This window comes from Rhodococcus sp. PD04 (assembly GCF_035918275.1).
Classification (GTDB): Bacteria; Actinomycetota; Actinomycetes; order Mycobacteriales; family Mycobacteriaceae; genus Rhodococcus; species Rhodococcus rhodochrous.
This window is the reverse complement of sequence record NZ_CP142143.1, coordinates 4,378,121-4,404,827: the sequence shown is the minus strand read 5'-3', so window position 1 is coordinate 4,404,827 and position 26,707 is coordinate 4,378,121. Positions and strand designations below refer to the sequence as shown.

The window sequence follows — 26,707 nt, the reverse complement described above, 5'->3', positions numbered from 1 at the left end:
CCCATGACGCTCACCCCGACCGAAGTGGTGGCGGCGTCCGAGGCCGGAGTCGTCCACACGGTAGATCTGACCTTCGCCGATGGCACCAAGACGGTGTCCGTGCCGGCCGGTTCGACGGTCCTCGAGGCGGCCACGGCCGCAGGGGTCCGACTGGTCAGCCAGTGCACCGTCGGGACGTGTGGCACGTGCGTCGGCAAGGTCGTTCGTGGCGACCTCGCGATGCCGCAGGACCGTGTGTTCTCCTTGCGCCAGGACGAGATCCGCGAGGGCCAGCGACTGTTGTGCCAGTCGGTGGCGTGCGCGGACAGTGAGGTCGCACTCGATTATCCGGCCTCGATGCTGGACGAGTATCCACTCGTTGCCGCCACGGCCAAGGTCGGGGCGATCACTTGGCTCGGAGAGTCGGTGGTGGAGCTCGTGCTCAAACTGCCGAAGTCCGTCCGGTTCGCCTTCCGTGCCGGCCAGTACGTCCGGATGCAGGTGCCGGGCACCGAGGAGTGGCGTTCGTACTCGATGGCATCCGGGGAGCGCGACCGCAAGAAGCTCGCGTTCACGATCCGAGTCCTGCCGTCCGGGGCGATGTCGGACTATCTCCGCAAAGTCGCAGCCGTCGGTGACACGATCGAAATCGAAGGGCCCAGAGGAGGATTCGGACTCTCCGACGAGCCCGGTCCCACGTTGATGATCGCAGGCGGCACCGGTCTCGCACCGATGTTGTCCATGCTCGAGAACCTGCAGACCGCTCGTGAGGACCATCCGATCCGTCTCGTGTTCGGATGCGCCCGGGAGGCAGATCTGTTCCACCTCGACGAACTCGAGGCCCGCCGGAGCTTCATGCGCACCCTCGACGTGCGGGTGGTGTCCGATGAGCCGACCTCCATCGACGGGGTCCTCACCGGGAACCCGGTCAGCGTCCTCACCGAGGACGACGTTCGTCACCCGCGTACGTCCGCCTATCTGTGCGGACCGCCCGCGATGCTCGCCGCCGCGCACGACCGGCTGGTCGAACTCGGCCTGCCTGCCGAGCGCATCCACGCCGAGCAATTCCTTCCCAGTTAGCCGCCTGCCCGCGGCGCCCCTTTCGAAACAGAGGACGATATGAGCATCACCCGCTTGGGCGCTCTGAGTGTCGACGTCTCCGATCTCGACACCTGGCGTCAGGTTCTGGTCGATCTGCTCGGATTGCAGGCACGACCTCGGCACAATGACACCGATCCGCTGCTGATCCGGCTCGACGACCATCACCACCGCATCGCGCTGTATCCCGCGGACGAGGATCGGATCCGGGCCATCACGTGGGAGGTCGACGGCCTCGACCAGCTCCGCGACGTCGCGGACCGGGTCGCAGCCGAGGGCATCGACGTCGAGTGGATCGATACCGGTTCACCGGAGGAGCGACTGGCCGTCGCAGCATTCCGGTTCACCGACGCCGACGGTTTCCCCAACGAGGTGGTCTTCGGACCCACCATCGATCACACCCCGCTGGCCGGGGGAGGGGTGATCAGCGGGTTCGTCACCGGCGAACTCGGTCTCGGCCACGTGGTCCTGATGTGCAAGGACTACCCCGCCGCAGTCGATTTCTACACCCGGGTCCTCGGGTTCCGGCTCACCGACTACATCGTCTGGGACGGTGCGGATGCCACCTTCCTGCACTGCAATCCGCGGCACCACAGCCTGGCCTTGATGAACGAGTGCTTCAGCTTCACCGGCGGCGACTTCAACCACCTGATGATCGAGGTGGCATCGCTCGACGACGTGGGCCGCGCCTATGATCTCGTTACCGGCGCAGGCATCGCACTGCAGATGACCTTCGGCCGCCACACCAACGACGGCGTCACCTCCTTCTACATGCGCACACCGTCCGGCTTCGCCATCGAGATCGGCTACGGAGGCGACACGATCGATTCTGACGCCTGGGAGGTCAAGACCTTCCGTTCGCCGTCGCGGTGGGGCCACGAACCGCAGAAGGTCGGATGAGTGCCGTGACCGGCTCCGATACCGTCTCGCCGATCGCGGACATCCTCGCCGACGAGCATCCGAGTGTCTCCGCCGTCGAGCACTGCCTGGACCGGATCGCGAAGCGTGATCACGTCGTCGGGGCGTGGGCACACCTCGACCCGGAGCGTGCGAGCGAGCAGGCGCGGACTCGGGACGGAGAGCAGCGGCGCTCTCCGCTGCACGGTATCCCGGTGGGACTCAAGGACATCATCGAGACCGGCGACCAGCCGACCGGTTACGGCTCGAGCCTGTGGGCCGGATGGCAGCCGGCCCAGGATGCAGAGGTCGTCCGCCGGCTCCGGCGGGACGGCGCGGTCATCCTCGGTAAGACGACCAGCACGGAGTTCGCCACCTACCGGCCCACTGCGACCCGCAATCCGCACGGTCTCGACCGGACTCCGGGCGGGTCGTCGAGTGGATCTGCCGCCGCGGTTGCCGACGGCCAGGTGCCGCTCGCACTCGGCACCCAGACCGCGGGCTCGGTCCTGCGACCCGGTTCGTTCTGCGGTGTGTTCACGCTGAAGCCGACGTACGGGCGCTGGCCGTTCGACGGCGTCCTGCCCGTCGCGCTGACCTTCGACACCGTCGGCGCGTTCGCACGCCATCCGGCATGGCTGGGGGCGGTGGACGAGTCGCTCTCGACCGACGGGGTCGCCACCCCACGGACCACTGTTCTTCCCGCGCTGCGGAACCTGCGGGTGGGGATTCTCCGGCCGCCGTGGGCCGATCGGGCCACTCCGGCCGCAGCGGCGTTGCTCGACGAGTTCGCGGAGAACCTGCAAGGGGTCGTCGCCGATGTGCGGGATGTGCCGGTACCCGACGAGTTGGACGCTCTGGACCGGGCACACACCCTGATCATGGCCGTGGAGGCGTCCGCATCGCTCACCGACCGGATCGCCCGTCCACACGTCGAGCGGGTCTCCGAGCAGTTGCATCGATTCCTCAACGAGGGACGGACCGCCGCTCCGAGCGAGGTCCAGCGGGCACGCGAGGTGCTCCGGGATGTCCGGACGTTCGTCGGGCAGGTTTTCGCCGACGTCGACGTGCTGGTCACGCTCGCGGCACCGGGCGAGGCCCCGCCGATCGAGTCCGGCACCGGGGATCCGGTGTTCAACAAGCTCGCCAGCATCGCCGGATGCCCTGCGGTCGGGCTTCCCGCGGGCCGCGGGTTCGGAGGGCTGCCCCTCGGCATCCAGATCATCGCTCCACACCACGCAGACCAGGGGCTGGTCCGCATCGCAACGTGCCTGACCGACCGCGTCGGATTGGCGCATCGCTTCGAGGTTCACGACGAAGGGGGCCGACCGTGACCGACACTCTCGAGACAACCGACACTGCGACACTCGATCCCGCTCGGCGGGAGATGTACGAGAAGGTTCTGGCGAAGTTGAATCCGGATCGGTTCCGGGATCTGCTCGTCGACCTGGTGAACATCCACAGTCCGACCGGCCGGGAGCGACCCGCGTCCGAGTACATGGCGTCGTACCTGCAGGACAAGGTCGGGATCGGTGCCCGGTACCAACCGATCTCCGAGCACACAGGCAACGCGATCGGGGAACTGCCGGGCAGCGGTGGCGGTAGCCGGCTGCTCCTGTACGCGCCCATCGACACCCACATCGACCCGGAGGCGGACGTGCCGTGGGTGGGGAAGTCGTTGCGGCCGGACATGATTCCCGAAGCGAAGGTCGACGGCGACCTGGTGATCGGACTCGGTGCCTCGAATCCGAAGTGCATGGTGGCAGGGTTGACCGAGGTGCTGCACGCGGTCGCCGACGCCGACCTGCCGTTGCTGGGTGATCTGGCCATCGGGTTCGCAGGTGGCGGGATGCCAGTGAGCATGAGCAACCGCGACCAGGTCGGCATGAGCTCCGGCGTGTTCCACCTGCTCACCCACGGCATGATGCCCGACCACGCGATCGTGCTGAAGCCGTGGTGGGCGGTGTACCCGGAGGAACCCGGGATGTGCTGGTTCAAGGTGACCGTGCGCGGCACCTTCGGATATGCCGGTATCAGTCGTGGTACCGAGGGTTTCCGGTCGTCGATCGTGCCCGCGGCCACGGTGATCCAGGCGATCGAGGCGTGGCTGCCCGAGTACACGGCCCGTAACACCTCCGGGTCGACGCTGGCGGAGGGCTGGATCTCCGCGGTCCGGTCCGGAAACCCGGACAAGCCGGCCTTCCCGTCCGCGGCGACCGAGATCTACCTCGACGTGCGGGTCAATCCGCGGACCACGCCCGGCGAGGTGCGGCACCAGTTTGCCGAGATGATTCGTGCTCTGCGCGCGCAGCATCCGGACATCGAACTGGATTGGGAGATGTACGGGTCCCTGCCGGGCGGCATGACCGATCCCGACAACTGGATCATCCGGAGCTGCCAACGCGGTTGGGAGGAAGTCGAGGGCAAGCCCTACGAGTCCACCCCGCTACTGGGCGGGCAGACCGACGGCACCCTGATCCGTCGGCTCGGAGTTCCGTGTGCCCGAATCGGTTATCCCTGGCCGCCGGCGAGTGCCCCGGCCGAACTCAACGAGGGTCTCGGCGGCATGGGCGTCGCCTCGGTGACCGACGTGATGATGGCGACCCGTGCCATCGCGTTCGCGGTCGTCGACACCTTGACCCGTACCCGAGAGGAACTCGACCTGTGAAGCGTGTACTGAACATCGTCCCCGTTCCGGTACCGCCGGAAGCGTTGGACGCCTTCGCCGCCCAGCTCTCCGGTGACTACGTGCACCCGGCGTTCGAGAACGTCTTCGTCTCGGCACGCAACGGCGGCGGCACTCTCGACAGCGCCTACGAGACGACCCTCGCGGACGCATTCGTGCTCGACGCGGGTTGTCGTGCGGAAGAACAGGGCTATGTCGGGGTCTGTGTCAACTCGATGAGCGATTCGGCGCTCGCTGCCCTGCGCTCGCGACTGTCCATCCCGGTCGTCGCACCGAGTCAGGCCACCATGCTGCTGGCGTGCATGCTCGGCAAGAAGTTCTCGGTGATCACCATGTGGCCGCAGTGGCACGAGCTGTACCACAAGGCTGCTCGCGAGAACGGCATCATGTCCCGGCTTGCTTCCGTGCGCGACATCGGTGTCCGCCCCGATACCGCCGAACTGCTCGCGGGCAAGGAGGATTTCGTCTTCGCGGCACTCGAGCGCGAGGCGAAGACCGCGATCGCGGAGGACGGCGCCGACGTCATCATCCTGGGTTCGACGACGATGCACCAGAGTCACGCCCACCTGTCCACCGTCCTCGACGTGCCGGTGCTCAATCCCGGTGTCGTCGCCTACAAGATGTGCGAGATGCTCGTGCAGACCGGCCTGTCGCACAGCAAGCAGGCCTACCCCTCTCCCGAACGGCCGCAGGACGACCTGCTCGCCGCGGTGGCTTCCGTCTTCCCTTCAAAGGAGTCCTGATGCAGGTCGATACCAATCCCGAAGTCGCACAAACCATCCGCACTTCCGGGTTCGAGACCAACTATCACGACGTGGGGGAGGGAGACGGCATTCCGGTGCTGCTCCTCCACGGTTCCGGCGCCGGCGTCTCGGCGTGGGCCAACTGGCGAGGTTTGATCCCGGTCCTCGCAGAACAGCGTCGAGTGATCGCTCCCGATCTGGTCGGCTTCGGATACACCACCCTTCCCGATCCGGTCCGGTTCGAGATCTTCGATACCTGGATCGATCAGATCCTCGCTCTCCTCGACGGCCTCGAGATCCCGAAGGTGCACGTGGTCGGCAACTCGTTCGGTGGTGGACTCGCATTGCACCTCGCAGTCCGGCACCCGCAGCGGCTCGGCCGAATCGTGCTGATGGGAGCCGGCGGTGTGCAGTTCGACTTCACGCCCGAACTCGATGCGCTCTGGGGATACACGCCGTCGGTCGAGAACATGAAGAAGATCATGGACATCATGGCCTACGACCGGTCCCTGGTCACCGACGAACTGGCCGAACTGCGGTACCGGGCGACCATTCGGCCGGGTGCGCAGGAAGCCTTCGAGCAGGTCTTCCCCGAACCCCGGCAACGGTGGCTGGACGCGCAGATCGTGCCCGACGAGGACCTGGCCGCCATCGAGCACGAGGTACTCATCCTGCACGGACGCGAGGATCGAGTGGTACCGGTCGCGGCTTCGCAGAAGATGTTCGACCTGATTCCCAACTCGCAACTGCACATCTTCGGTAAGTGCGGTCACTGGACGCAGATCGAACACGCCGCACGTTTCCAGCATCTCGTCAGCACGTTCTTCGCCGAGGATTCCGCGGGGGCGAACGAGGGATGACCGGCCGGGGACGAAGCGTTGCGGTGGTCGGTGCGGGTATAGCCGGCCTGTGTTCGGCGAACATCCTGTCGGAGTTCGGATTCGACGTTCATGTCTACGATCGGACCCCGGACGTCGGCGGGGTGTGGAGTGTGACTCGCCGGTATCCCGGTGTCACCACTCAGAACAACAAGGGCACGTATGCGTTCTCGGACTTCCCGATGCCGGACGAGTACCCGGAATGGCCCACAGGTGAACAGGTCCAGCGGTATCTCGACGACTACGTCGAGCATTTCGGGCTCCGGCGCCTGCTGCGTCTGGGAACCGAAGTGGTCTCTGCGGAACAGGACCCGGAGTCGGAACGGTGGACGGTCACCAGTAGGAGTCTCGATTCGGACGAGACTGCGGTCGAGGAGTACGACTACCTGGTCGTGGCGAACGGTATCTTCTGCGACCCGTTCATTCCTCCCTACGAAGGTAAGGAGGAGTACGAGGGTGCGGGCGGACGGCTCTGTGCGGCGTCGGATTTCCACGACCTCGCCGATGCGGCGGGCCGCGACGTGCTGGTGGTCGGGTACGGCAAGTCGTCCTGCGATGTCGCAGAGGCGCTGAGTGAGGTGGCGGCGTCCACCACCGTCGTGGCCCGCGAAGTCACCTGGAAGATGCCGCGCAAGCTGGCGAACGTGCTCAACTACAAGTACATCCTGCTCACGCGTCTCAGTGAGGGGTTGTTCGAGCACATCGAGCAGCGAGGATTCGGACGGTTCCTGACCGGGCCGGGGAAGTTCGTTCGCAACGGTCTACTCGGTTCCATCGAGAAGATCGCCCGACGCCAACTGCGGTTCGATCGGACCGGGCTGGTTCCGGAAGGCTCGTTCGAACGGATCGTGCGACATGCCGTCAGCCTCGCGACCGAGGGATTCTACGAGAAGGTCGAGGCCGGCACCATCTCGGTGCGGCGGGGACGATCGATCGCCGTTCTGCGAGAGAAGGACGGTCGGCCGGTCGCCGAACTCGACGACGGATCGGTGCTGCCGGCGGATGTGATCGTCTGTGCGACCGGGTTCGTGCAGCGGGTGCCCTTCCTGTCGGCGGCGGTGCAGGAGCGCCTGCTGGACGATGACGGCAATTTCCTGCTCTACCGGCAGATCCTGCCCAACGACGTGGCCAACCTGTACTTCGTCGGTTATGGGTCGTCGTTGTTCAGCCCGCTCAGTGCAGAGGCGGCGGCGCTGTGGACCGTCAATCATCTGCTCGGTGGAGAGTTCCGCCGGTGGAGGAGCGTCGCGAGTTCGTCCGTACGAGGCTGAACTGGATGATCGAGCGCACCGAGGGCAAGCAGGCCCGGGGCACGAACATCATCCCGTTCTCTCTTCGGCATGTGGACGAGGTTCTCGACGAGATCGGCCTGAACGTCGGTCCGGGTACCCGATTCCTGCAGTGGCTTCTGCCCGCGCGCCCGTCGTCGTACCGGCGCGCCGCCCAGGAATTGAAACGGCGGCATTCGGTGGCCGACAAGAAGGCCGCGTCGAACCGCCATGCGTCCACGCATATGCCGATACAGTGGGACGAAACAGTCCGGAGGTAGCCGCATGTGCACAGCCGCCAACTACACCGCCAAGGACCACTATTTCGGCCGGAATCTCGACCTCGAATACTCCTACCGGGAAGCGGTGACGGTCACGCCGCGGAACTTCCCGTTCGAGTTCCGTAAGGTGCCGCCACTGAAGACGCATCACGCCATGATCGGCATGGCGACGGTAGCCGATGGTTATCCGCTCTACTACGACGCGACCAACGAGAAGGGCTTGAGCATGGCGGGGCTGAACTTCCCCGACAATGCCGACTACAAGCCCGTTTCGGAGGACGGGACGAATGTCGCGTCGTTCGAGTTCATTCCCTGGGTGCTCGGGCAGTTCGAGACCGTCGCGCAGGTGCGCGACGCGCTTGCGGACGTGCGCATCGTCGATATCGCGTTCAGTGAGGAGTTCCCGCCGTCCCCGCTGCACTGGATCATTTCCGACCGGGACGAGTCCATCACCGTCGAATCCGTCGCCGAGGGCTTGAAGGTCCACGACAACCCGATCCAGGTCCTCACGAACAATCCGACCTTCGACATCCAACTGTTCAACATCAACAACTACATGAGTCTGTCGGTCGATCCACCCGAGCCGCGCTTCTCGAAGGAGATCCCCTTCGATACCTACAGTCGCGGCCTCGGTGCTGTGGGGTTGCCGGGAGACCTGTCGTCGATGTCGCGCTTCGTCAAGGCCGCCTTCACCAAGGTGAATTCGGTATCGGGCGACTCGGAGTCCGAGGCGATCAGCCAGTTCTTCCACATCCTTGGCTCCGTGGAGCAGCAGCGGGGATGTGTTCGGCTCGACGACAAGTACGAGATCACCATCTACTCGTCGTGCTGCAACACCCACAGGGGCATCTACTACTACCGCACCTACGAGAACAGTCAGATCACCGGTGTGGACATGCACAAAGAGGACCTCGACGGGAGCGAACTGGCGTCGTATCCGCTGGTGAAGAGCCAGCAGGTCCTCATGCAGAACTGACCGCAGCTCGATCGGAACGGCCTCGGGGTTTCGACTCCGGGGCCGTTCTCGATCTCCGACACACAACCGTGATTTGACTTTCCGCTGTGATGACCCGCACAGTATGTACGCACAGCGTTCACTACGTACGCAGTGCGTACAAAATCTCTCGTTCCCTTGGAAGGAACCTTCGGTGTCACGACGCTCATTCGAATTCGGCCGGATCCACACGGCGGCAGTAGTGGTGTCGGGTGTTCTCGCGCTCGCACTCACGGGCTGCAGCTCCGGTGAATCTGCAGCTCAGGAGACACCCGCAGCCCAGGAAACGACGGCGTCGGATGGTTCACCCACGGACTCCGCTCACCCGGCCTCCGAAGCTCCCGCCGAGGGCGAGATGCGTGTGACGCTGCTCGGCACGGGCAGCCCGGTGCCAAGCACTGAGCGCTACGGCATGTCCACGCTGGTCCAGGCCAACGGACTGAACCTCGTCTTCGATGCGGGACGCGGAGCCACAGTGCGCCTGACGCAGGCCGGCGTTCCGGTCGGTCAGGTCGACGCCGTCTTCCTCACCCACTTCCACTCCGACCACATCAACGGTCTGTCCGACCTCTGGATGAGCAGCTACGTCCCGGCGCTCGGTGGGCGCGAGGGCGCCTTCCAGCTCTACGGGCCCGTCGGCGTCCGGAACATCGGCGACGGAATGCAGAGCACCTACCGCAACGACATCGACGTGCGCGTCGCGGACAAGGAAGTCGATCCCGCGACCACGCCGATCGAATCGCACGAGTTCGCGGAAGACGGCGTCGTCTTCGACCAGGACGGCGTCACCGTCACCATGTTCACCGTGGAGCACGATCCGGTCGGTGCCATCCAACCGGCGGTCGGTTATCGAGTCGACTACGCGGGCAAGTCGGTGCTCATCAGCGGCGACACCGTTCCCACCGAGAACGTCCTGAAGTTCGGTGAAGGCGTCGACGTGCTGGTGCACGAGGTGGCCGACTTCGAGGATCCGTCTGCGCTGCCCAGCGTGTACGCGCACCACACGAACCCGCAGCAGGCCGGCGACATCTTCGAGCAGACCCAGCCGAAGATGGCCGTGTACAGCCACATCGTCAACGGCATCCCCGGCCGCGTCCCCGGCATCTCGGATGAGATGCTCGTCGAACGCACCCGCGAGAACTACGACGGCCCGCTGACCGTCGGCAGCGACCTGATGACCTTCCTCATCACCGGCGACGAGGTGCAGGTCGACAACTGATCGACAGCACGGCCCGAACCCCGCCGGCACTGTCGGTGGGGTTTCGCCGCGGGGCATCCGGGGTCATCTGGTCGATGTACCGCGTTTCCGACGAGGAGGACCCGACATGGCGGCCAGCGTCTCCGATCGATTCGACATCGAGGCCACACCCGAGCAGGTGATGCGCGCCCTGAAGGATGTCGAGCGCATTCCCGAGTGGTCGTCGGCGCACAAGAGCGTCGAGGTGCTCACCCGGGATGACGACGGCCGGCCGCTCCGGATCCGCATGACCCTGTCGCTGCTCGGCTTCTCCGATACCCAGACCATCGAGCATTCGTGGACGGAGAGTTCGACGTCGTGGACGCTCGTCGACAGTGCGATGCAGCGCAGCCAGGACGGGGAGTACGCCCTCGAACAGATCGCGCGCGGCACCCGGGTGCACGTCACCATGTCGCTCGAACCGAAGGTTCCGGTTCCCGGCTTCGTGCTGAAGCGCGGGCAGAAGCATGCGGTCGAAGCGGTCCGGAAGGGGCTGACCGAGTTCGTCCTGTCCAATTACGCCTGACTCGCCGTCGGCAGTTCCAGAGTGAACCGGGCTCCGCAGCCCGGTCCCTCACTGTGCGCGTGGATGCGACCGGCGTGGGCTTCGACGAGTGCCCGCGCGATCGTCAGGCCGATGCCGCTGCCGCCGTGATTCCGGTCGCGGGCGGTGTCCGCGCGGTAGAACCGGTCGAAGAGGTGGTCGAGGTGATCGGGCGCGATGCCGGCGCCCGTGTCGGTCACGGTGATCTCCGTTCGGTCGCGGCCCAGGATGCGAGTGGCGACGGTGACGTTTCCTCCTGCCGGTGTGTGCCGTAGGGCGTTGTCCAGCAGGTTCGCCAGCGCCTGTCCGAGCCGGTCGGGATCGACCGTCACCGGCGCAGATTCGACGACGTCGGCCTGCAACGTCACGCCTTTGCCGTCGTACTGCTCGCGCACCGCGTCGACCGCCGTGGCGACGAGGGTGCCGGTGGTAGTGGGCACCCGATGGATGCGGGTGAGGTGCTCTTCCGCCCGGGAGACCGCGGTGATGTCCTGTGCCAGGCGGTTCAGCCGGTGGGTGGCGGCTCGCAGAATCTGCCGGGTGTCGTCGTCGAGAGTGCGGACGCCGTCCTCGAGTGCTTCCAGATAGGAGTCGAGTGTGGCGATGGGTGTGCGCATTTCGTGCCCGAGGTCGGCGAGCATTCTGCGCCTTGTGATTTCGGTGGCTTCGAGGCGTCGTGCCAGCTCGTTGAAACTGGTTGCCAGTTCGTCGAATTCGTGGCCGAGCTCGGGGCTGGGGACGCGGGTGTCGTAACGACCTCCGGCGATCTGCGCGGTGGAGGTGGTCACCGTGTCGAGCGAACGCTGGATCCGTCGCGCGATGTACCAACTGACCGCCGAGGCCAACAGCACCGCGATCGCGACCGCCAGACCCCACGCGAGGACGATGGCCCAGGTGAAGGCTTCTTCGACGTGGGCGGCCTGGCTCGAATCGTGATCGATGCCCGCTTGTCCGAGATGGTCGTGGAAGATCCCGGGAGCGAGAGCGGACGCGACCAGCCATGCGCTGACGGCACATCCGACGACGACGGCGACGAGCGCGAGGAACAGGCGGGTGCCGAAACTCGTCGCGGTGGGGGAGCGGGACGTCATCGTCCTGTACCCATCCGGTAGCCGACGCCGCGGACGGTGCGCACGAAACGTCCCTGGTTCGCATCGTCGCCGAGTTTGCGGCGCAGATGGCCGATGTGCACATCCACGAGGTGGTCGTCGCCGACCCAGTTCTGTCCCCACACGGCCGCGATGAGCTGCGCCCGGGTGAACACGACTCCTGGGTCCTGCGCCAGGGCAGCGAGGACGTCGAACTCGGTGCGGGTGAGCGCGACCGGTGTGCCGCGCACGGCGACCTCCCGTCCGTCGACATCGATGGACAGCTCCCCGAACGTCCGGGTCTGCCGACTCGCGGACGCTACGACCCGCGCGGTGGTCCGAGGACGACGCAGCATCGCTTGGATGCGGGCCATCAGTTCGCGCGGGCTGAACGGCTTCGTCAGGTAGTCGTCTGCCCCGACGGACAGACCGATCAGGGTGTCGACTTCCTCGGTGCGCGCGGTGAGCATCACGACGTACGCGTCGGAGAAGGTTCGCAGCTGCCGGCACACCTCGACACCGTCGAGTCCAGGTAGGCCGAGGTCGAGCACCAGGATGTCGGGGTCGACCTGCCGCGCGAGGGTCACGGCCTCGGATCCGTCGCCGGTGATCGTCACGTCGAAGCCGTCGCGTTCGAGATACGAACCCACGAGCTTCGCCAACGACTCCTCGTCCTCGACGACCATGGCTCGCATCCGGCCGGTCGAGCTCGGGGCGGGTGTGGATCCGCCGGATGGTCCCGTCGGGCGAACAGAGGAAGGCATGGGATCCATCATCGTCACCCGCCGTGGTGCTGACGATGTGCCCGCACTTCTTGAGCAAATCTTCATGAGATCTCCACCGGAACCCGGGAGCGCACACGCGAGGGTGGATGCCATGAACAAGAAGGCTCTGGCCGCCGGTGCGATCGCGCTGGCAGTGGCATTCACGACGTCTGCGTGCAGTGATTCCAGTGGCAACGAAGCAACCACGGCGACCGCCACTTCGGCTCCGACATCCGCCGAGGCGAACTCCGCGCGGTTCGACCAGGACGATGTGATGTTCTCGCGCATGATGATCCCGCACCATGCGCAGGCCATCGAGATGAGCGACATGCTGCTGGCAAAGGACGGCATCCCGGAGCCGGTGAGGGCGCTGGCCGAGCAGATCAAGGCAGAGCAACAACCCGAGATCGAGCAGTTCGAGGCGTGGCTCGACGAGTGGGGCATGCCGCCCATGCACAGGGAGGACACTCCCCGGATGGACAGACTCGACATGCCCGGCATGCCGCACATGGACGACATGCCGCACATGGACGGGATGATGAGCGAGCAGGACATGCAGGCACTGTCCGACGCGCAGGGTGTCGACGCGGCCCGCCTGTATCTGGAGCAGATGATCGTCCACCACGAGGGAGCGATCGAGATGGCGCAGGACGAGATCGAGGACGGGCAGTACCCCGATACCGTCGAGCTGGCCCGCACCATCGCCGACACCCAGCAAAAGGAAATCGACACGATGCGTCAGTTGTTGACCACTCTGTAGCCGATCCGCGTCGCGGGTTCGTCCCGCCGGCCGAGTCAGGAGCTGTCGATGTCCCAGCAGGTGCACGAACACACCCACGAGCACGCCGGCCACGATCGTCACGCGGGGCACGGCGCGCACGGCGAGATGTTCCGGCGACGGTTCTGGGTCAGTCTGATCCTGTCGGTGCCGGTCGTCGTCTTCAGCCACATGGTCGCCGAGCTCTTCGGTTATCACCTTCCGGATGTTCCGGGCGTCGAGTGGATCCCACCGGTACTGGGCACGGTGATCTTCTTCTACGGCGGCGTGCCGTTCCTGACCGGCGGCTGGGCCGAACTACGTTCCCGCCAACCGGGGATGATGCTGCTCATCGCCATGGCGATCACGGTCGCCTTCGTCGCGTCGTGGGCCACGACTCTCGAGGTCGGCGGTTTCGACCTGGACTTCTGGTGGGAACTGGCGCTGCTGATCGTCATCATGCTGCTCGGTCACTGGCTCGAGATGCGGGCGCTGGGTTCGGCCTCCGGAGCACTCGAAGCACTGGCCGCGATGCTGCCCGATACCGCCGAGAAGGTCACCGACGACGGTGTGGTCGAGGTGCCGCTGCACGACGTGGCTCTCGACGACGTGGTGCTCGTGCGCGCGGGCGCACGTGTGCCCGCCGACGGCACGGTCATCGACGGCACCGCCGAGGTCGACGAGTCGATGGTCACCGGTGAATCCAAGACCGTCACCCGCGACGTCGGCGACACGGTGGTCGCGGGCACCATCGCCACCGACAGCGCGCTGCGGGTACGGATCACGGCGGTGGGGGAGGACACCGCGTTGGCCGGCATCCAACGCATGGTCGCCGATGCTCAGGCGTCCTCGTCCCGTGCTCAGGCGCTGGCGGATCGTGCCGCGGCCTTCCTCTTCTATTTCGCAGCCATCGCGGGTGCTCTCACCTTCCTCGTGTGGACGTTGCTCGGCAATCTCGACGAAGCCGTGGTGCGCACCGTGACCGTCCTTGTCATCGCCTGCCCCCACGCGCTGGGTCTGGCGATTCCGTTGGTGATTGCGATCTCGACCGAGCGCGCGGCGCGGGCGGGTGTACTCGTAAAGGACCGGTTGGCGCTCGAACGTATGCGCACCGTCGACGCGGTGCTGTTCGACAAGACCGGCACCCTCACGCAGGGCAGGCATGAGGTCACCGGTGTCGTCGCCACGACAGGAACGGACGAGGAGCATCTGCTCGCCCGGGCAGCAGCGGTCGAAGCCGACAGCGAACACCCGGTCGCGCGAGCCATCGTGGCTGCTGCCGACGCCCGAGTGCCGTCGGCGGAGCGGATGACAGTGACGGACTTTCGCTCGTTGCCCGGCCGCGGCGTGCGCGGACTGGTCGACGGGGCGGAGGTGACGATCGGCGGACCGTCCATGCTGAACTCCCTGCAACTGTCGGTGCCCGACGACGTCGCCGCAGTCACCGAAGGATGGGTGCGCCGCGGCGCGTCCGTGCTGCACGTCGCCTCCGACGGTCAGGTGCTCGGCGCGGTGGCGCTCGAGGACACCGTGCGCGAGGAATCTCGGCAGGCCGTCGATGCTCTGCATGCGCGCGGCGTGACGGTCGCGATGATCACCGGAGATGCCCAGCAGGTGGCCGACGCCGTGGCTGCGGATCTCGGCATCGACGAAGTGTTCGCGGAAGTGCTTCCGGAACACAAGGACGCGAAGGTCGCCGAGCTGCAGAAGCGCGGGCACACCGTCGCGATGGTCGGTGACGGCGTCAACGACGCACCTGCCCTCGCGAGGGCCGACGTCGGCATCGCGATCGGGGCCGGCACGGACGTCGCGATCGAGTCGGCCGGCGTCGTCCTCGCCGCGAACGATCCGCGAGCGGTGCTGTCGATCGTCGAGCTCTCGCACGCGAGCTACCGCAAGATGTGGCAGAACCTGCTGTGGGCAACCGGATACAACGTCGTCGCAGTTCCGTTGGCGGCCGGTGTGCTGGCGTTCGCAGGCGTTGCGATCTCGCCGGCTCTCGCCGCGGTCCTCATGTCGGCATCGACGATCGTCGTCGCGCTCAATGCCCAAACGCTCCGGCGCCTCGACCTCGACCCCGGGCACGCTACCAACGGATGAGTTTCTCGATAACTTCTCTTTTGTTGTCGCGCGCAAGCAACAATTCTGTGAGACGATCTCAATCGCATAACGTATCGGAGCCGCTACGGAGGACGTGGCTTCGATATACGGGGTTGTCGACGTCCGAGTGCAGGGGGGTGCTCGAACGTCGAAACGTCTCGGGGAGGAGACACGCTATGAGGGTTCTTCCGTCATGACCACCGTTCGTCAGACGAACGACGATGCTGTACATGACCTTTCGGATATCGACGCCAGTGTCGGTGAGCCGGACGGCAATCGGATGTCCACCAGGTGGGGCTGGCAGAAGTCCTACGTCAACACTCTGTTCGTGACCGACGCTCTGGTCGTCGTGCTGGCTGTCGCGCTCGCGCATGTCATGCGGTTCGGCCAGGATTCGCTCGTCACCATGGACGGCGTCGGAACGCTGAGTTACACGTTGATCTCCATTGCGCTCGGCGTCGCGTGGATCGCATTTCTTTCGCTGTTCCGTACACGTTCCAGGCGGGTGATCGGCGCCGGCTTCGAGGAGTATCAGCGCGTCGTCTCGGCGACGCTCAATCTTTTCGGCCTCGTTGCCATCGTGGCGCTCATCTTCCGGATGGAACTCGCGCGCGGTTATCTCGCCATCGCTCTGCCCGTCGGTCTGGCGGGTCTGCTGTTCTTCCGGTGGGTCTGGCGACGAGCCGTCGCACGCCGGCGCCGGAAGGGCGAGTTCACGACGTCGGTGCTGGTGGTGGGTGGCGCTCGCGCAGTTCGTCACATGGCCAGCACGTTCCAGCGCCGCAGCGGCGAGGGTTATCGCGTGGTGGGTGTGTGCGTGCCGCGTTATTCCGGTGTGCCGGGCGAGAGCATCGATGTGGACGGTCGGCAGATCCCGATCCACGGCGACGAGAACACCGTCGTCGAGGCGCTGCGTGCCTCGGGTGCCGACACCGTCGCGGTGACCGCCACCGAGACCCTCGGCCACGAAGGCATCCGCGACCTGCTGTGGCAGCTCGAACCCGAGCGTGCCGATCTGGTGGTGGCGACCGGCGTCGTCGATGTCGCCGGTCCGCGCATCGAGATGCGTCCGGTTGCCGGGTTGCCGCTGATCCATGTGGAGAAGCCGAGCTATCACGGTGCCAAGCGCAGCGGGAAGCGTCTGTTCGACCTCGTGTTCTCGCTTGGCGCGCTGCTGTGCCTTGCTCCGGTCTTCGCTGTCGTAGCGCTGCTCATCAAGCTCGAGGACGGCGGCCCGATCTTCTACAGGTCCGAGCGCATCGGCCTCGACGGAACTCCGTTCGGAATGATCAAGTTCCGCTCGATGGTGCAGAACGCCGACAAGCTGGTCGACCAATTGCTCGATCAGAACGAGGGCGCCGGCCTGCTCTTCAAGATGAAGGAGGACCCGCGCGTCACCCGTGTGGGCCGGGTCCTGCGTCGGTTCAGCCTCGACGAGTTGCCGCAGTTCATCAACGTCGTGCGCGGCGAGATGAGCGTGGTGGGTCCGCGTCCGCCGCTGCGTCGCGAGGTGGAGAGCTACGACGGTCGGGTCAAGCGTCGTCTGCTGGTGCGTCCCGGTGTGACGGGCCTCTGGCAGGTCAGTGGCCGCTCGGACCTGTCGTGGGACGAGTCGGTGCGCCTGGATCTGTCGTACGTGGAGAACTGGTCCATGGTCTCCGACGTGCTGATCATCATGAAGACCGTGAAGGCGGTCGTCGCGAGCGAAGGCGCGTACTGACCCTCGTCACGGGAGCGATCCTCGCTTCAAGATCAACTACGCAGTAGTGTCACAGTCTGTCGCCGTCCCCTGCACGGTGACGTCGAGCCCCGCCGGAAGGTTACTCGCATGCCCTTCCGGCGGGGTCTCTATTCTTCGCGGCCACTTTCCCGAGGTCGGGACCCTCGATAACCAAGAAACGGGGTGAAGTTCGGGGTGAAGTCCGCCTGACCATGTAACAAGGCCGAAACTTGGACCGTTGTCCAAGTCGTGCATTGGATTCTGTGGGTGGTGCTGGGCTGGGCTGTCGTGTCCGTTGCCGCCGCGATGATTCTCGGTCGGATCATCCGCACGCGCGACGAACGCGAAGCCCCCGCTGAGCGCTGGTCGGCTCTCGACCTGGCCGCCCGTCCCGTCCTGCGAGACGCGCAGTCACCGGTCGAGGGGGAGCGCCCGTCATCGAAGGGGATTCGGCGTCGAAGGCACGGCACCAAACGACGCAGGTACACCTTCACGAAGCATGCGCGCAGGGCAGGAAAGGGTTGAGGCTCGATAGGGCCACAGTGGTCCTATCGGTCGGTCTACCTCTTGCGACTTTTCGTGTTCGGCACGAGCTCATGCGGACCGTAGAACCCCACATGGACCTTCTTCGTCCGCGGCGAGTACACGAAGTACACGCGCGGGATGTCCCCTTCGCCTTTCCTCTGGATCTTCAGATGCTGCACCATCTCCATCTCTTCGTTGCGTGACAGTTTCACCGAGACGGGAAAGATCCTCGTCTTTCCTCTCTTGTCCATCGTCGCGCCGGATTCGCCACGCGCCGTCTTGTCACGCGTCCACCCCGAACGGTTGTGGGGCCCACTGCACCAGGTGAAGAAGTCGACGTTCTGCCCCGGGTTCTCCGCCATGTACTCGCCGTAGGCATACAGCGCCTTGAATCCCTGCCATGCAGTCTGTGCCCACGAGGCACTCGCACTGTTCCGGTCCATGACCTTGTCGCCGCGAAGCGCTTCCGAGTGCAACTCGACCCGATCGTGCAGGTACTTCCGAACCATGGTGGCCACCTCGCGGGACGACCGGGGCGGCTTCTCGCGGAACCTTCCTTCCTCATCGAGTCGAAAGTCATCGCAGATGCCATTGACGATCAGGAGTTTCTTCGCGTAGTCGAGCTGGGCTTCGAGCCGTTCCGCTTCCTGCTCCCACTCCTGAAGGTCGGACCGCTCGCGCCGCAATTCGCGGACTTCGGCCTTCACCTCGTCGAACTCTGTCCCGAGTTCGTTGAACATCTTCTCGTAGTTGTCGATGCCTGCTCGCGCTCGATTGAGTCGTTCCTTGATGGCATCGAACTCGGGCGGGGGCCGACGAAGGGTCGATTCCGGTCCAGCCATCCGACCTGCCAGGACTGCAGCGCGCTTCCGGTCCCACCTGTACCGATCTGCGGTGAAGTATCTGTGCCGGAAAGCATTTCCGGGGTCGGCAGGATCGACGTTGCGGGCGTAGATACGGAACGCACCGTTGAACACGCCGAAACCTTCACCCACCAGTTCGGACATCTCCGCGGCGACATCTTCGTCGGCGTCCACGACTACGGCGATACCGGCGAGTCGTCGTGCCGTTTCCTCGATGATGGTCGACTGAGGTTCGTAACCAGGCTCCGTGAGGTGTCGGGAACGCGCGAACACTACGACAGGAAGCCGCCATGCGAAGGTGGTGATCATCTCGGCCAACCTGTCCGCCGCACCCGGACCGCTGAATCGAAGCGCCTCCACCGAGAGCGGAAAATCTCCGACACGTGCATTGATACCGGTGCTGATCAGGTCGCGAGCGATCAGCGGCGCAATGACATCGATCGAGCGTGCGTGCAACGTCTGGTCGCCGACCACCGAGTTGTCGACCCAGCACCAACCACCTGATCCGTCGTTCCATGCTCGGACAAGGGTGTGCCACCGCTCTCCGTGATGAGTCACCAGAACATAGGAATTGCGGACGATAGCGGGTCGGCCGTTCTTGCCCTCGACCACTTCACTCGTGACGTCGAGTTGGGACGGTGATCCGAGTGTGCCGATCTCTGCGGACTGCTTTCCTGGGCCATCGATCGAGATCTTCCCACCGGATCGTTCCTTGACCCATCGTGCGAACAGTTTCTGCACGTCATCGGCTAGGTCAAGTCGATCATCCTGCCAGATCGCGCGGTATACGAGCGTCATCCCCCATGCCCTTCGGTCGACAATTTGGGGCATTCTGCCATGAGATGTCCGATTTGTCGGTCCTCCATTCGGGGGACGGCCAGCGGCGTTTGCGGGCCCGTCCCCCCGGGAAGCCCATGTGCAACGAACTCTCGAGCACTTCGAACAATCACCGATTCACAGGCGGTACTCATGGCTGAACAAGACGTGCACACCAATAAGACCGATCAACTGAAGTTCCAGGATCCGACTACTCGCTACCCGTCCATCTCGCCGCCGAAGCAGGACCAGCCCGAACCGGGCCTCGACGCCGACATGGTGCCCAAGGCGGACATCGGCGAATTCTCGTACCGAGGCACGGGCCGGCTCGAAGGGCGTAAGGCACTGATCACCGGTGGGGACTCGGGCATCGGCGCTGCTACTGCCATCGCGTTCGCGCGGGAGGGTGCCGACGTCGCGATCTCGTACCTGCCGGACGAAGAGCCCGATGCCAAGAACGTCGCGCGCATCATCAGCGAGAGCGGTCGCAAGGCAGTTACTCTCCCCGGCGACCTGACGGATGCCTCGTTCTGCACGGATGTCGTCAACCAGGCAGTCGAGCAGCTCGGCGGATTGGACATCCTGGTGAACAATGCCGGCAAGCAGATTGCGGTCGAGGGACTCGACGACCTGCCCGACGATCAGCTCGAGCAGACCTTCCAGGTGAACATCCTCGCGATGTTCCGCACCACGCGCGCAGCGTTGAAGCATCTGCAGCCGGGCTCGACGGTCATCAACACCACATCGATCGTGGCGTACCAGCCATCGCCGTCGTTGATCGACTACTCGTCGACGAAGGCCGCGATCAACAACTTCACGAAGAACATGGCGACCCAGCTGGCGGAGAAGGGCATCCGTGTGAATGCGGTTGCGCCCGGACCGATCTGGACGCCGTTGCAGCCGTCGGACGGTCAGCCGAAGGAAGAGCTGCCCGAATTCGGTCAGAACACCCCGCTCGGACGTGCGGGGCAGCCGACCGAACTGGCGCCGGCCTACGTGTTCCTGGCGTCCCCGGAATCGAGCTACGTCGTGGGCGCGACGATCCACGTCAACGGCGGGATGCCCTCGCCGTAGACAAGTTGTCTCACTCCGCGACGGGGGACAGGTTCGAGTCGAGCACCACCGCACCCGAACCCACACCTTGGAGCAGTGCCGCGACGACCGCGGTCACGGACCACGCCGTGATCGCGGACGTGCGACCTCCCGATGTGGGATCGACCGCGTTGGTGAAGGTCAGCTCGTAATTCCCGACCGGTGAACTCCATTCCACGATGTGGCGCGTGTTCGTCGCGTCCGGGTCGGCGACCACGACAACTTCGACACGGTCGAGGCCGATCGTCGCCAACGCCAGTGCCACGGACGAGTTCGACGTTCGGGGGAATGCGAGTGCTGCTTCGCGAGCGCTGCCTGTGAAGATCTCGCGCGGCGAGGTGAGTGGCTCGTCGACGCCGAGCGCGGAGGGTCGTTTGATCGTGGTGTGGCGGACGCGCGCATCGCGGGTTCCGGCCCGCGCGGCCGCAGACAGGATGTCGAATCCACCGAGTGCTCCGGTGGGGAGCAGTACGCGACCGGTGCCTCCGCGGAGGTCGTCGACGGTGTCGTACTCCGCCAGTACTCCGGAGGAGCAGACGACGATGTCCTTTCCTCGTCGGGTGACTCGGGGAACCAGGCTTCGGGCTGCGGCGACGGTCGTCGCTTCGACGATGATGTCGCTGGCGTCGATTGCTCTCTCCACGTCGTCGGTGCTGCTGCGGGACGTGAGTACCGCGGTGAGGGTTGCGCCCGGCACGCGATTGGCCGAGAGCGCGTCCGCGACCGCCTGGCCGATCGCGCCTGCGCCGGCGACGCAGACCGACAAGGTAGAGCGCTGCGTGCGTCGGACAGCGGGGGCCGGCAGTGTGTTCGTCATACCGCCACCGCCGTCGAATCCCAGCGAGGATCGGCCGCTGCGGTCAGGTCGTCGCGTGAAGTCCGGACGAGTGTGTGTGACGACCGTGCGCTCAGAGGTCTCATGTCCCGTCCTTCCATCCGTACCGAGCCGTCGGCGTCGAGCAGCCACCGGGGCATCGTCAGCGCATCCGACAACCGGTCGGAGTCCAGCGTCTGCGGGCCCGACAGCAGAAGACCGAGTAGCTGGGCGTTCCACGGGACCTGCTGCTGCCCGCCGGGGGTGGCACCGAGAAGCCATCCCTTGTCGTGCCGGACACCCCAAGCGTGGAGGGTCGTCAATGGCCGACGGCCGGGTGACGGAGAGTTGGGGTGGTCGGGAGCGAAGGTGAAGCCGCGACCCGCACGATTGGAGAGGACGAGGTCGTAGTCCTGGACCACGATGCCGCTGCCGTACCGGGGGAACGAGTTCGAATGCACGATCACCACGGCGTTCCCTTCGCTGTCGGCGGCGGCGACCGTGGAAGTGCCTTCGTCCGTGCCGAGTTCGCCGCGATTCAGCAGTGCGAGACTCGCTGCCACGGCTGTCGGCGTCATGTCGGAGGGTGGGGTCTTGGCGAGGACATCGGCCAGCGCGACGCCGTAGGTGGGTCGGTGGGTGACCCACAGTGCCCGGGTGTCGTCACCGGCGATCCGGCTGTCGAGCGCGGTCTGTTCGTCGGCGCGTGCGGTACGAAGGTCGGCGTTGTCGACGACGCCTCCGTGCCGCGCGACCGTCGAGACGACTGCCTCGGCCAGTGGTCCGTGGTGGAAGAGTTCGGCTCCGCGTGCAACGAACTCCTCGAGTGCCAGGGCCAGCCCGGGCAGGGCGACGGTGTCGCCGACGGAGTGGGCACCGGATCGGGGTGAGTATCGGCAACCTTCCGGTTGGTAGGTTGCCAGCAACTCTCGGGATTCGGCTTCGAGCACCGCGTTGATCGGGGACCACCACATGCCTGCTCGTGCGAGTTCGATGGCGGGTGCCGCCAGTCGGGCGAGCGACAGGCGGCCCCGCGCGGCAAGGTCGGCGTAGCCCGCGGGTGCGCCGGGGATTCCGACGGACATCGGGCCGGTGGGCGGTACCTTCCAGTCGACGGCCGCTGCGGCGTCGTACAGTCCGGCTGCCGCGCCGCCGAGTGCGACCAGCGAGCGGGGTTCGGCATGTCCCGGGGTGACGACGAGGGCCACCAGGTCGCCGGCCAGTCCGCATTTCGAGGGTAGCGCAACGGTTTCGGTGAGCGCTGCGGCGACGGCGGCGTCGAACGCGTTGCCGCCGTCGCGCAGCGCCTCGGCTCCTACCGCCGCAGCCGCACTCGATCCTGCCGCGACCGCGCCGGTGCGGCCCGATGCGATGCAGGTGCGGGCGTGCAGACCGGTCATGTGCTCACTCCTGAATCTGGCTGGGTCCGTAGTGGCGGAGTTCGATCACGTGGCCGTCGGGGTCGGTCACGTAGACGAGATCTGCGGGGCCACGGGCGCCCCAGCGTCGGAACGGACCTTCGATCTTCTCGAATGCGCCGGAGGAGGCGAGGGCGACGAGATCGGTCTCTTCGATCTCGATGGCGAAATGGGAGACGTTCGTGCCTGTCGGGGGCTGGCGTGCGTCGAGGTCGAGGATCTGTCCGGGGCGGATCTCGACGGAGGGGAAAGGGACGGTGCCGGCGCGGAATTCGTCCAGTCGATGGATGAGGAAGCCGAACTTCTCGACGTACCAGCGGACGGAGGTCTCGGGGTCCTTGACCCGCAGAACGATGTGGTCGAGCTGCTTGACGTCGACGACGCCCTGGGTGGTGGCTGCGATGTGGGAGTAGGTGACGGTCATTGGTATGTTGTATCCAAAGTTCGTTACGGTCAATGCGTTTGATGGTGAACGATATGTTTCCGGCGACCGGTCCGGGTTCCTCTTTATGTCGTTGCCTGCGAATCGAATTGGTTTCCCGGCCGCCGCGATCCAACGATCCGCGAGCGCTCCCATATCGGAGTGTGGTCGGGTACGATCGCAGCACTCCCATCCCATGCGTATCCAAAAGCTGTTGCGCACCAGAGAATCGAGCGAGGAGCCATGCCGTCCGTAGGATCTCGCCACCGTTCCCTCCGCGACGAGACTGTCGACGAGCTCCGTCGGCTCATTCTCGACGGTGAGTTGCAGCCGGGCGAACGATTGTCCGAGCTGAACATCTCCGACCGTCTCGGTGTCTCGCGTCTTCCTGTGCGCGAAGCATTCCGGCGACTGGAGGCCGAAGGGCTGGTGGAGTCGCTGCCGCGACGGGGCGTCCGGGTCGTGGAACTCGACCAGCGCGAGCTCGACGCCGTGCGTGAAATGCGGGTCGCGCTCGAGCTGATAGCTGTCCGGCGCACCATCGAGACTGCCGATCCGGAGGTGCGCGACACGCTGCGCAGGTTGCTCGACGAGGGTCGCGCGGCCGAGACACGAGGCGACCGTGAGGCGCTCGACGCTCTCAACGACGACTTCCACGAAGTGCTCAGCGAGGGAGGCGGATCCCGTTTCCTTGCCGATGTGCTGCGTTCGGTCCGGAACCAGGCCCGGCATCTCGTCGGGGGGAAGAGCACCGCTGTGGAACCGTCGTGGTCCGAGCACGCCGCCATCATCACCGCGACTCTCGATCGGGATTCCGAACTGGCGATGATGTTGATGCGGCGACACCTGACCGAGCGGCACGTCAATCAGGGCGGTGCCGATCACCGGGGCTGACCCGGTGATCGGCACCGATCGTGTCGAAGCGACACCCGAGGTGTCAGGCGATGAAGTCGAAGAACTGGACGTCGGCGGGTAGGGGCCGGCCGGTGCCTCGGTAGCGGTGGGCGGCTGCTGTCCATCCGTGCTCGGTGGAGCGATGGATCTCGACGGTGTCGAAGTCTGCGCCGGCCAGCAGGGCGAGGATCCGATCGGGGTCCGTTCCGTTGGTGCCGTAAGTCGTCCACACCACCTGTGCGCCCGGCGCGCAGAGCGAGTGCAGCATATCGACCGTGCGTTCCGCGTCGCCGGCACCGATATTGGCGAACACTCCGCCCAGGACGACGAGATCGGCAGGTGCCGCACCCACATACGCCGCGGTGTTGCCCGCATCGGCTTCGAGCACGTCGACGTCGACGAGCCGGGTGCTTCCCAGGGCTCCGTGGAGGAAGGACGCGTTGAGCGGATCCTTCTCGATCATCCGGGCCGAGACGTCGGCGCCCCGCGGGTGGTGGACGAGGACGGGCAGCAGGTCGCGCGCTTGCCCGGAGCAGGCGCTCACCGCCCGGATGGCACCGGGCGGTGAGCTGCCGAGCGCGTCGTACAGGAGATCCTGGACAGCGGCGAGACGATCGGTCTGGGCGGAGTCGAGCGCGTCGTAGGGCGCGTGCCACTCGTACCAGCTCTGCTCGGTCAGGGGAGGCACGGCGTCATGCCTTCGCCGCGTCCAGGCCGACCCGCTGGAGGCGGTCCTCGGCGGATCCTTCGATGACGCAGTCGAGCTGGCGGGCATTGATGGCTGACATCTGCGGGATCTGCTTCTGCGCGAGATGCTGGCGTTCGAACTCGGCCATCGTGTCGAAGTACGCCTCGAGCACCATGTGGTGGAGACCGCCGAACGCCGGTGCCCACACCGAGTAGGGGGTGAGGCCGGCGGCGGCGAGCAGTTCGTTCTTCTCCTTCTGCGCCTCCATGAAGGCGGGGAGTGTTCCGAACTTCAGGTTGCGGAGGATCTGGTGGCGGTAGGTCGACATCGATGTCCTGTTCGTTGTGCTGCGGAGACGTGGAAGCTGCTAGGGGGTGTCCATGTGGGGGACCTTCACCCATCCCTGGTCGAACGGGGTGGTGAAGAAGTTGTGGACGCGCATGTACGAGATGAGCCACTTGCCGTCGACGCGGCGGAAGTCGTTGTCGTACGAGCCGGCGATCCACAGTGGTTGGTCGGCGCGGTAGGTGCAGGCCTGGAAGTACATGAAGCGGCCGCGGGCGACGTCGCCGTCGAGGTCGATCGACGGGTTGGTGACGAAGTGCGCGGAGAAGGGCATGCGTTCGACGTTGCGGTCGAACTTCTTGGTCAGGGCCTCGTGGCCGACCGCAGCCCATCCGGGGTTGCCGTGGGGGCCGACGCTTTCCCAGGCGCCGTCCTCGGTGAACAGGCGCGCGACCTTGATGCCCTTGTCGGCCTTCGAGTCGGTGGCGGCCATGTAGTCGACCATGAGGCCGGTGATCGCCTCGCGGGATTCGAGCACGTCGAGGCGGTGCAGGATCGCGTCGAGGGCGGTGGGGTCGGTGAGGTAGGTCGTCTCAGACATCGGCGGTCAAGGCCTTTCGGTAGCGCTCGATGAGCCACTGGTTGAGTTGCGGGATGTTCGATTCCATCCAGGACAGCGGTCCGCGAGGGGCGTAGCGCGAACGCAGACCCTGTTGGAGCGCAGCGGTGGTGACGGCGTCCTGATGGATCGCCAGTTCCTTGCGCTGCATGAACTTCTCGTAGGCCTCCTGGAATCCGGGTTCTTCGACCGCGGACTTCGGGTAGAGGTTCACGCGACGGAGGTCCATCGAACCGGGACCCGTGGGGTGGATCATCGCCAGCTGCACGAAGGTCGGCTGGAGGATGGAGAACAGCATCGGCGGGATCGATGCGAACATCACCCGCTTGCGCTGTTCGTCGGTCAGGCCCGGGATGATCGGAGTGGTGCGTTTGCCGTCGGTGCTTGCGAGCCCGGCATTTTCGTCGAGGAGATAGGTGGGGTGCATGATCTGACCGTCACCCTCCTCGAAATCGTAGAAGCGCGCGTTCTTGGCCGGGGCGGCCTCGTGCACACCGCGATGGACGTAGCTGGTGTGGTACGGCTCGAGTGCGTTGTCGTGGTGGATCTTCCAGTTCCACTTCTGATCGGAGAACACGAAGGCCGGCATCGGCACCAGTTCTTCGAGCCCGAAGGTGGACAGTTCCTCGTCCATCCGCTGCACGGTGGGAGCCAGGGGCTCGGCGTCGTCGTCGAAGTTGATGAACACGAGACCGTGGAAGATCTCGTGGCGGATCTGGGGGAGCCGGATCGTTTCGCGCAACCGCTTCACCGGCACGGTCTCGGTCATCGACGGCGCCGCGACGAGCCGGCCGTCGAGCTCGAACTGCCAGTTGTGGTACGGGCACTTCATTCTGCGCCCGTTGAGGCAGGGGGATGCGGCGTCGCGTTCTTCTCCGGCGAGACCACCGAAGAGCGGTTGCCCGCGGTGCTGGCAGACCGCCGACATCACTCGGATCTCTCCGCTGAGGTCGCGGAGCATGACGATGGGTTCGTCGAGGATCGTGAGGGGGAGTTGGTCGCCGGGTTCGGCGATCTCGTTCACATGGCCGATGCACAGCCATTCGCGGGAGAAGATCGCTTCTTTCTCGAACTCCCAGAAGTCTTCACTGGTGTACACGTCGGGGGGAAGCAGTCGCGCGGTGGCGACGGAGTCGGTGCATCCGTCGACGTCGGACAAGACTTTCTCGGCGGCCGCGATGGCGCGCGGACTCAGGGGCCTCTTCACGGTTCGCTCCTCACTCCAGGATGTTGTATCC

At 65.6% G+C, this 26,707-nt stretch carries 26 protein-coding genes; 16 read left to right on the top strand and 10 right to left on the bottom strand.

Annotated elements, in window-relative coordinates; all coding sequences use genetic code 11:
* Positions 1 to 3: 3 nt before the first annotated feature.
* The 11 genes from U9J23_RS20005 (at position 4) to U9J23_RS19955 (ending at position 10,587) form a co-directional block, all read left to right on the top strand.
* Entirely contained in the window at positions 4 to 1,059 is a 1,056-nt protein-coding gene (locus U9J23_RS20005) for a 2Fe-2S iron-sulfur cluster binding domain-containing protein (protein WP_326600017.1), read from the top strand.
* A 39-nt stretch (positions 1,060 to 1,098) separates the two neighbouring features.
* Positions 1,099 to 1,977, top strand: a complete 879-nt coding sequence (locus tag U9J23_RS20000) for a VOC family protein (RefSeq protein ID WP_326600015.1) — start codon at positions 1,099 to 1,101, stop codon at positions 1,975 to 1,977.
* Entirely contained in the window at positions 1,974 to 3,308 is a 1,335-nt protein-coding gene (locus tag U9J23_RS19995; RefSeq protein ID WP_326600013.1) for an amidase, read from the top strand. Before U9J23_RS20000 ends, U9J23_RS19995 begins: the two co-directional genes overlap by 4 nt.
* Positions 3,305 to 4,642, top strand: coding sequence for a M20 family metallopeptidase (locus U9J23_RS19990; RefSeq protein WP_326600010.1), 1,338 nt, complete (start codon positions 3,305 to 3,307; stop codon positions 4,640 to 4,642). The genes U9J23_RS19995 and U9J23_RS19990 overlap by 4 nt, the downstream gene beginning before the upstream one ends.
* Complete coding sequence (locus tag U9J23_RS19985; RefSeq protein ID WP_145709614.1) at positions 4,639 to 5,403, top strand: aspartate/glutamate racemase family protein; 765 nt, start codon at positions 4,639 to 4,641, stop codon at positions 5,401 to 5,403. The genes U9J23_RS19990 and U9J23_RS19985 overlap by 4 nt, the downstream gene beginning before the upstream one ends.
* Positions 5,403 to 6,263 (top strand): alpha/beta fold hydrolase, encoded by an 861-nt coding sequence (locus U9J23_RS19980; protein WP_085469800.1) that lies wholly within the window; start codon positions 5,403 to 5,405, stop codon positions 6,261 to 6,263. The genes U9J23_RS19985 and U9J23_RS19980 overlap by 1 nt, the downstream gene beginning before the upstream one ends.
* The gene (locus U9J23_RS19975) at positions 6,260 to 7,552 is read left to right on the top strand and encodes a flavin-containing monooxygenase (protein ID WP_326600006.1); all 1,293 of its coding nucleotides are present in this window, start codon (positions 6,260 to 6,262) and stop codon (positions 7,550 to 7,552) included. The genes U9J23_RS19980 and U9J23_RS19975 overlap by 4 nt, the downstream gene beginning before the upstream one ends.
* A gap of 5 nt (positions 7,553 to 7,557) precedes the next feature.
* Positions 7,558 to 7,830, top strand: coding sequence for a hypothetical protein (locus tag U9J23_RS19970; RefSeq protein WP_326600004.1), 273 nt, complete (start codon positions 7,558 to 7,560; stop codon positions 7,828 to 7,830).
* 4 nt (positions 7,831 to 7,834) lie between these two features.
* A complete protein-coding gene (gene bsh / locus U9J23_RS19965) occupies positions 7,835 to 8,806 on the top strand; it encodes a choloylglycine hydrolase (protein ID WP_039584948.1) in 972 nt (323 codons plus the stop codon).
* 172 nt (positions 8,807 to 8,978) lie between these two features.
* Positions 8,979 to 10,043: an MBL fold metallo-hydrolase gene (locus U9J23_RS19960; protein WP_326599999.1), complete on the top strand. Its 1,065-nt coding sequence runs from the start codon at positions 8,979 to 8,981 to the stop codon at positions 10,041 to 10,043.
* A gap of 106 nt (positions 10,044 to 10,149) precedes the next feature.
* On the top strand, positions 10,150 to 10,587 hold the full coding sequence (locus U9J23_RS19955) for an SRPBCC family protein (RefSeq protein ID WP_088897951.1): 438 nt from the start codon (positions 10,150 to 10,152) through the stop codon (positions 10,585 to 10,587).
* On the opposite strand, the gene U9J23_RS19950 is transcribed toward U9J23_RS19955, so the two are convergent.
* Together U9J23_RS19950 and U9J23_RS19945 are read right to left on the bottom strand one after the other, a co-directional pair.
* Complete coding sequence (locus U9J23_RS19950; RefSeq protein ID WP_268654515.1) at positions 10,578 to 11,696, bottom strand: sensor histidine kinase; 1,119 nt, start codon at positions 11,694 to 11,696, stop codon at positions 10,578 to 10,580. The two genes, U9J23_RS19955 and U9J23_RS19950, sit on opposite strands and share 10 nt — an antisense overlap.
* Positions 11,693 to 12,379, bottom strand: coding sequence for a response regulator transcription factor (locus U9J23_RS19945; protein WP_326602989.1), 687 nt, complete (start codon positions 12,377 to 12,379; stop codon positions 11,693 to 11,695). Before U9J23_RS19945 ends, U9J23_RS19950 begins: the two co-directional genes overlap by 4 nt.
* Before the next feature lie 190 nt (positions 12,380 to 12,569).
* Here U9J23_RS19945 and U9J23_RS19940 point away from each other — a divergent pair, with 190 nt between their 5' ends.
* The 3 genes from U9J23_RS19940 to U9J23_RS19930 all read left to right on the top strand — a co-directional run bounded on the left by U9J23_RS19940 (position 12,570) and on the right by U9J23_RS19930 (position 17,034).
* Entirely contained in the window at positions 12,570 to 13,217 is a 648-nt protein-coding gene (locus U9J23_RS19940; RefSeq protein ID WP_230792777.1) for a DUF305 domain-containing protein, read from the top strand.
* Positions 13,218 to 13,265: 48 nt separating this feature from the next.
* Positions 13,266 to 15,314, top strand: coding sequence for a heavy metal translocating P-type ATPase (locus U9J23_RS19935; RefSeq protein WP_326599992.1), 2,049 nt, complete (start codon positions 13,266 to 13,268; stop codon positions 15,312 to 15,314).
* A gap of 280 nt (positions 15,315 to 15,594) precedes the next feature.
* Positions 15,595 to 17,034, top strand: a complete 1,440-nt coding sequence (locus tag U9J23_RS19930; RefSeq protein ID WP_326602985.1) for a sugar transferase — start codon at positions 15,595 to 15,597, stop codon at positions 17,032 to 17,034.
* A gap of 560 nt (positions 17,035 to 17,594) precedes the next feature.
* Here the strand turns inward: U9J23_RS19930 and U9J23_RS19925 are convergent.
* The gene (locus U9J23_RS19925) at positions 17,595 to 19,220 is read right to left on the bottom strand and encodes a hypothetical protein (protein ID WP_326599990.1); all 1,626 of its coding nucleotides are present in this window, start codon (positions 19,218 to 19,220) and stop codon (positions 17,595 to 17,597) included.
* A gap of 171 nt (positions 19,221 to 19,391) precedes the next feature.
* Here U9J23_RS19925 and U9J23_RS19920 point away from each other — a divergent pair, with 171 nt between their 5' ends.
* Positions 19,392 to 20,312, top strand: a complete 921-nt coding sequence (locus U9J23_RS19920; protein ID WP_229582751.1) for an SDR family oxidoreductase — start codon at positions 19,392 to 19,394, stop codon at positions 20,310 to 20,312.
* Positions 20,313 to 20,322: 10 nt separating this feature from the next.
* Here the strand turns inward: U9J23_RS19920 and U9J23_RS19915 are convergent, their stop codons facing one another.
* The 3 genes from U9J23_RS19915 to U9J23_RS19905 are packed head-to-tail and all read right to left on the bottom strand — an operon-like array spanning position 20,323 to position 22,986.
* Positions 20,323 to 21,147, bottom strand: a complete 825-nt coding sequence (locus U9J23_RS19915) for an aspartate dehydrogenase domain-containing protein (protein WP_229582750.1) — start codon at positions 21,145 to 21,147, stop codon at positions 20,323 to 20,325.
* On the bottom strand, positions 21,144 to 22,544 hold the full coding sequence (locus U9J23_RS19910; RefSeq protein WP_229582749.1) for a gamma-glutamyltransferase: 1,401 nt from the start codon (positions 22,542 to 22,544) through the stop codon (positions 21,144 to 21,146). The genes U9J23_RS19915 and U9J23_RS19910 overlap by 4 nt, the downstream gene beginning before the upstream one ends.
* Before the next feature lie 4 nt (positions 22,545 to 22,548).
* Positions 22,549 to 22,986 carry a VOC family protein gene (locus U9J23_RS19905; RefSeq protein WP_229582748.1) on the bottom strand — a complete coding sequence of 146 codons (438 nt, stop codon included), beginning with the start codon at positions 22,984 to 22,986 and terminating at the stop codon, positions 22,549 to 22,551.
* Between the two features lie 240 nt (positions 22,987 to 23,226).
* Between U9J23_RS19905 and U9J23_RS19900 the strand changes: the two genes are divergently transcribed.
* Positions 23,227 to 23,877 (top strand): GntR family transcriptional regulator, encoded by a 651-nt coding sequence (locus tag U9J23_RS19900; RefSeq protein ID WP_229582747.1) that lies wholly within the window; start codon positions 23,227 to 23,229, stop codon positions 23,875 to 23,877.
* Positions 23,878 to 23,920: 43 nt separating this feature from the next.
* Here U9J23_RS19900 and U9J23_RS19895 read toward each other — a convergent pair whose 3' ends face one another.
* Genes U9J23_RS19895 through U9J23_RS19880 form a run of 4 tightly spaced genes read right to left on the bottom strand, consistent with a single transcriptional unit; the run spans position 23,921 to position 26,676 of the window.
* On the bottom strand, positions 23,921 to 24,565 hold the full coding sequence (locus U9J23_RS19895) for an SAM-dependent methyltransferase (protein WP_229582745.1): 645 nt from the start codon (positions 24,563 to 24,565) through the stop codon (positions 23,921 to 23,923).
* A 4-nt stretch (positions 24,566 to 24,569) separates the two neighbouring features.
* On the bottom strand, positions 24,570 to 24,893 hold the full coding sequence (locus tag U9J23_RS19890) for a hypothetical protein (protein ID WP_326599984.1): 324 nt from the start codon (positions 24,891 to 24,893) through the stop codon (positions 24,570 to 24,572).
* Between the two features lie 39 nt (positions 24,894 to 24,932).
* The gene (locus U9J23_RS19885; protein ID WP_326599982.1) at positions 24,933 to 25,451 is read right to left on the bottom strand and encodes a nuclear transport factor 2 family protein; all 519 of its coding nucleotides are present in this window, start codon (positions 25,449 to 25,451) and stop codon (positions 24,933 to 24,935) included.
* Positions 25,444 to 26,676 carry an aromatic ring-hydroxylating oxygenase subunit alpha gene (locus U9J23_RS19880; RefSeq protein ID WP_326599980.1) on the bottom strand — a complete coding sequence of 411 codons (1,233 nt, stop codon included), beginning with the start codon at positions 26,674 to 26,676 and terminating at the stop codon, positions 25,444 to 25,446. The genes U9J23_RS19885 and U9J23_RS19880 overlap by 8 nt, the downstream gene beginning before the upstream one ends.
* Positions 26,677 to 26,707: the final 31 nt, after the last annotated feature.

Bases quoted from the DNA above. Each gene is read 5' to 3' on its own strand.
- U9J23_RS19955 (WP_088897951.1), top strand. From the start codon at position 10,150: ATGGCGGCCAGCGTCTCCGATCGATTCGACATCGAGGCCACACCCGAG.
- bsh (WP_039584948.1), top strand. From the start codon at position 7,835: ATGTGCACAGCCGCCAACTACACCGCCAAGGACCACTATTTCGGCCGG.
- U9J23_RS19890 (WP_326599984.1), bottom strand. From the start codon at position 24,893: ATGTCGACCTACCGCCACCAGATCCTCCGCAACCTGAAGTTCGGAACA.
- U9J23_RS19920 (WP_229582751.1), top strand. From the start codon at position 19,392: ATGGCTGAACAAGACGTGCACACCAATAAGACCGATCAACTGAAGTTC.
- U9J23_RS19885 (WP_326599982.1), bottom strand. From the start codon at position 25,451: ATGTCTGAGACGACCTACCTCACCGACCCCACCGCCCTCGACGCGATC.
- U9J23_RS19970 (WP_326600004.1), top strand. From the start codon at position 7,558: ATGATCGAGCGCACCGAGGGCAAGCAGGCCCGGGGCACGAACATCATC.
- U9J23_RS19925 (WP_326599990.1), bottom strand. From the start codon at position 19,220: ATGACGCTCGTATACCGCGCGATCTGGCAGGATGATCGACTTGACCTA.
- U9J23_RS20005 (WP_326600017.1), top strand. From the start codon at position 4: ATGACGCTCACCCCGACCGAAGTGGTGGCGGCGTCCGAGGCCGGAGTC.
- U9J23_RS19950 (WP_268654515.1), bottom strand. From the start codon at position 11,696: ATGACGTCCCGCTCCCCCACCGCGACGAGTTTCGGCACCCGCCTGTTC.
- U9J23_RS19975 (WP_326600006.1), top strand. From the start codon at position 6,260: ATGACCGGCCGGGGACGAAGCGTTGCGGTGGTCGGTGCGGGTATAGCC.
- U9J23_RS20000 (WP_326600015.1), top strand. From the start codon at position 1,099: ATGAGCATCACCCGCTTGGGCGCTCTGAGTGTCGACGTCTCCGATCTC.
- U9J23_RS19935 (WP_326599992.1), top strand. From the start codon at position 13,266: ATGTCCCAGCAGGTGCACGAACACACCCACGAGCACGCCGGCCACGAT.
- U9J23_RS19910 (WP_229582749.1), bottom strand. From the start codon at position 22,544: ATGACCGGTCTGCACGCCCGCACCTGCATCGCATCGGGCCGCACCGGC.
- U9J23_RS19945 (WP_326602989.1), bottom strand. From the start codon at position 12,379: ATGGTCGTCGAGGACGAGGAGTCGTTGGCGAAGCTCGTGGGTTCGTAT.
- U9J23_RS19940 (WP_230792777.1), top strand. From the start codon at position 12,570: ATGAACAAGAAGGCTCTGGCCGCCGGTGCGATCGCGCTGGCAGTGGCA.
- U9J23_RS19905 (WP_229582748.1), bottom strand. From the start codon at position 22,986: ATGACCGTCACCTACTCCCACATCGCAGCCACCACCCAGGGCGTCGTC.
- U9J23_RS19900 (WP_229582747.1), top strand. From the start codon at position 23,227: ATGCCGTCCGTAGGATCTCGCCACCGTTCCCTCCGCGACGAGACTGTC.
- U9J23_RS19930 (WP_326602985.1), top strand. From the start codon at position 15,595: ATGTCCACCAGGTGGGGCTGGCAGAAGTCCTACGTCAACACTCTGTTC.
- U9J23_RS19980 (WP_085469800.1), top strand. From the start codon at position 5,403: ATGCAGGTCGATACCAATCCCGAAGTCGCACAAACCATCCGCACTTCC.
- U9J23_RS19915 (WP_229582750.1), bottom strand. From the start codon at position 21,147: ATGACGAACACACTGCCGGCCCCCGCTGTCCGACGCACGCAGCGCTCT.
- U9J23_RS19995 (WP_326600013.1), top strand. From the start codon at position 1,974: ATGAGTGCCGTGACCGGCTCCGATACCGTCTCGCCGATCGCGGACATC.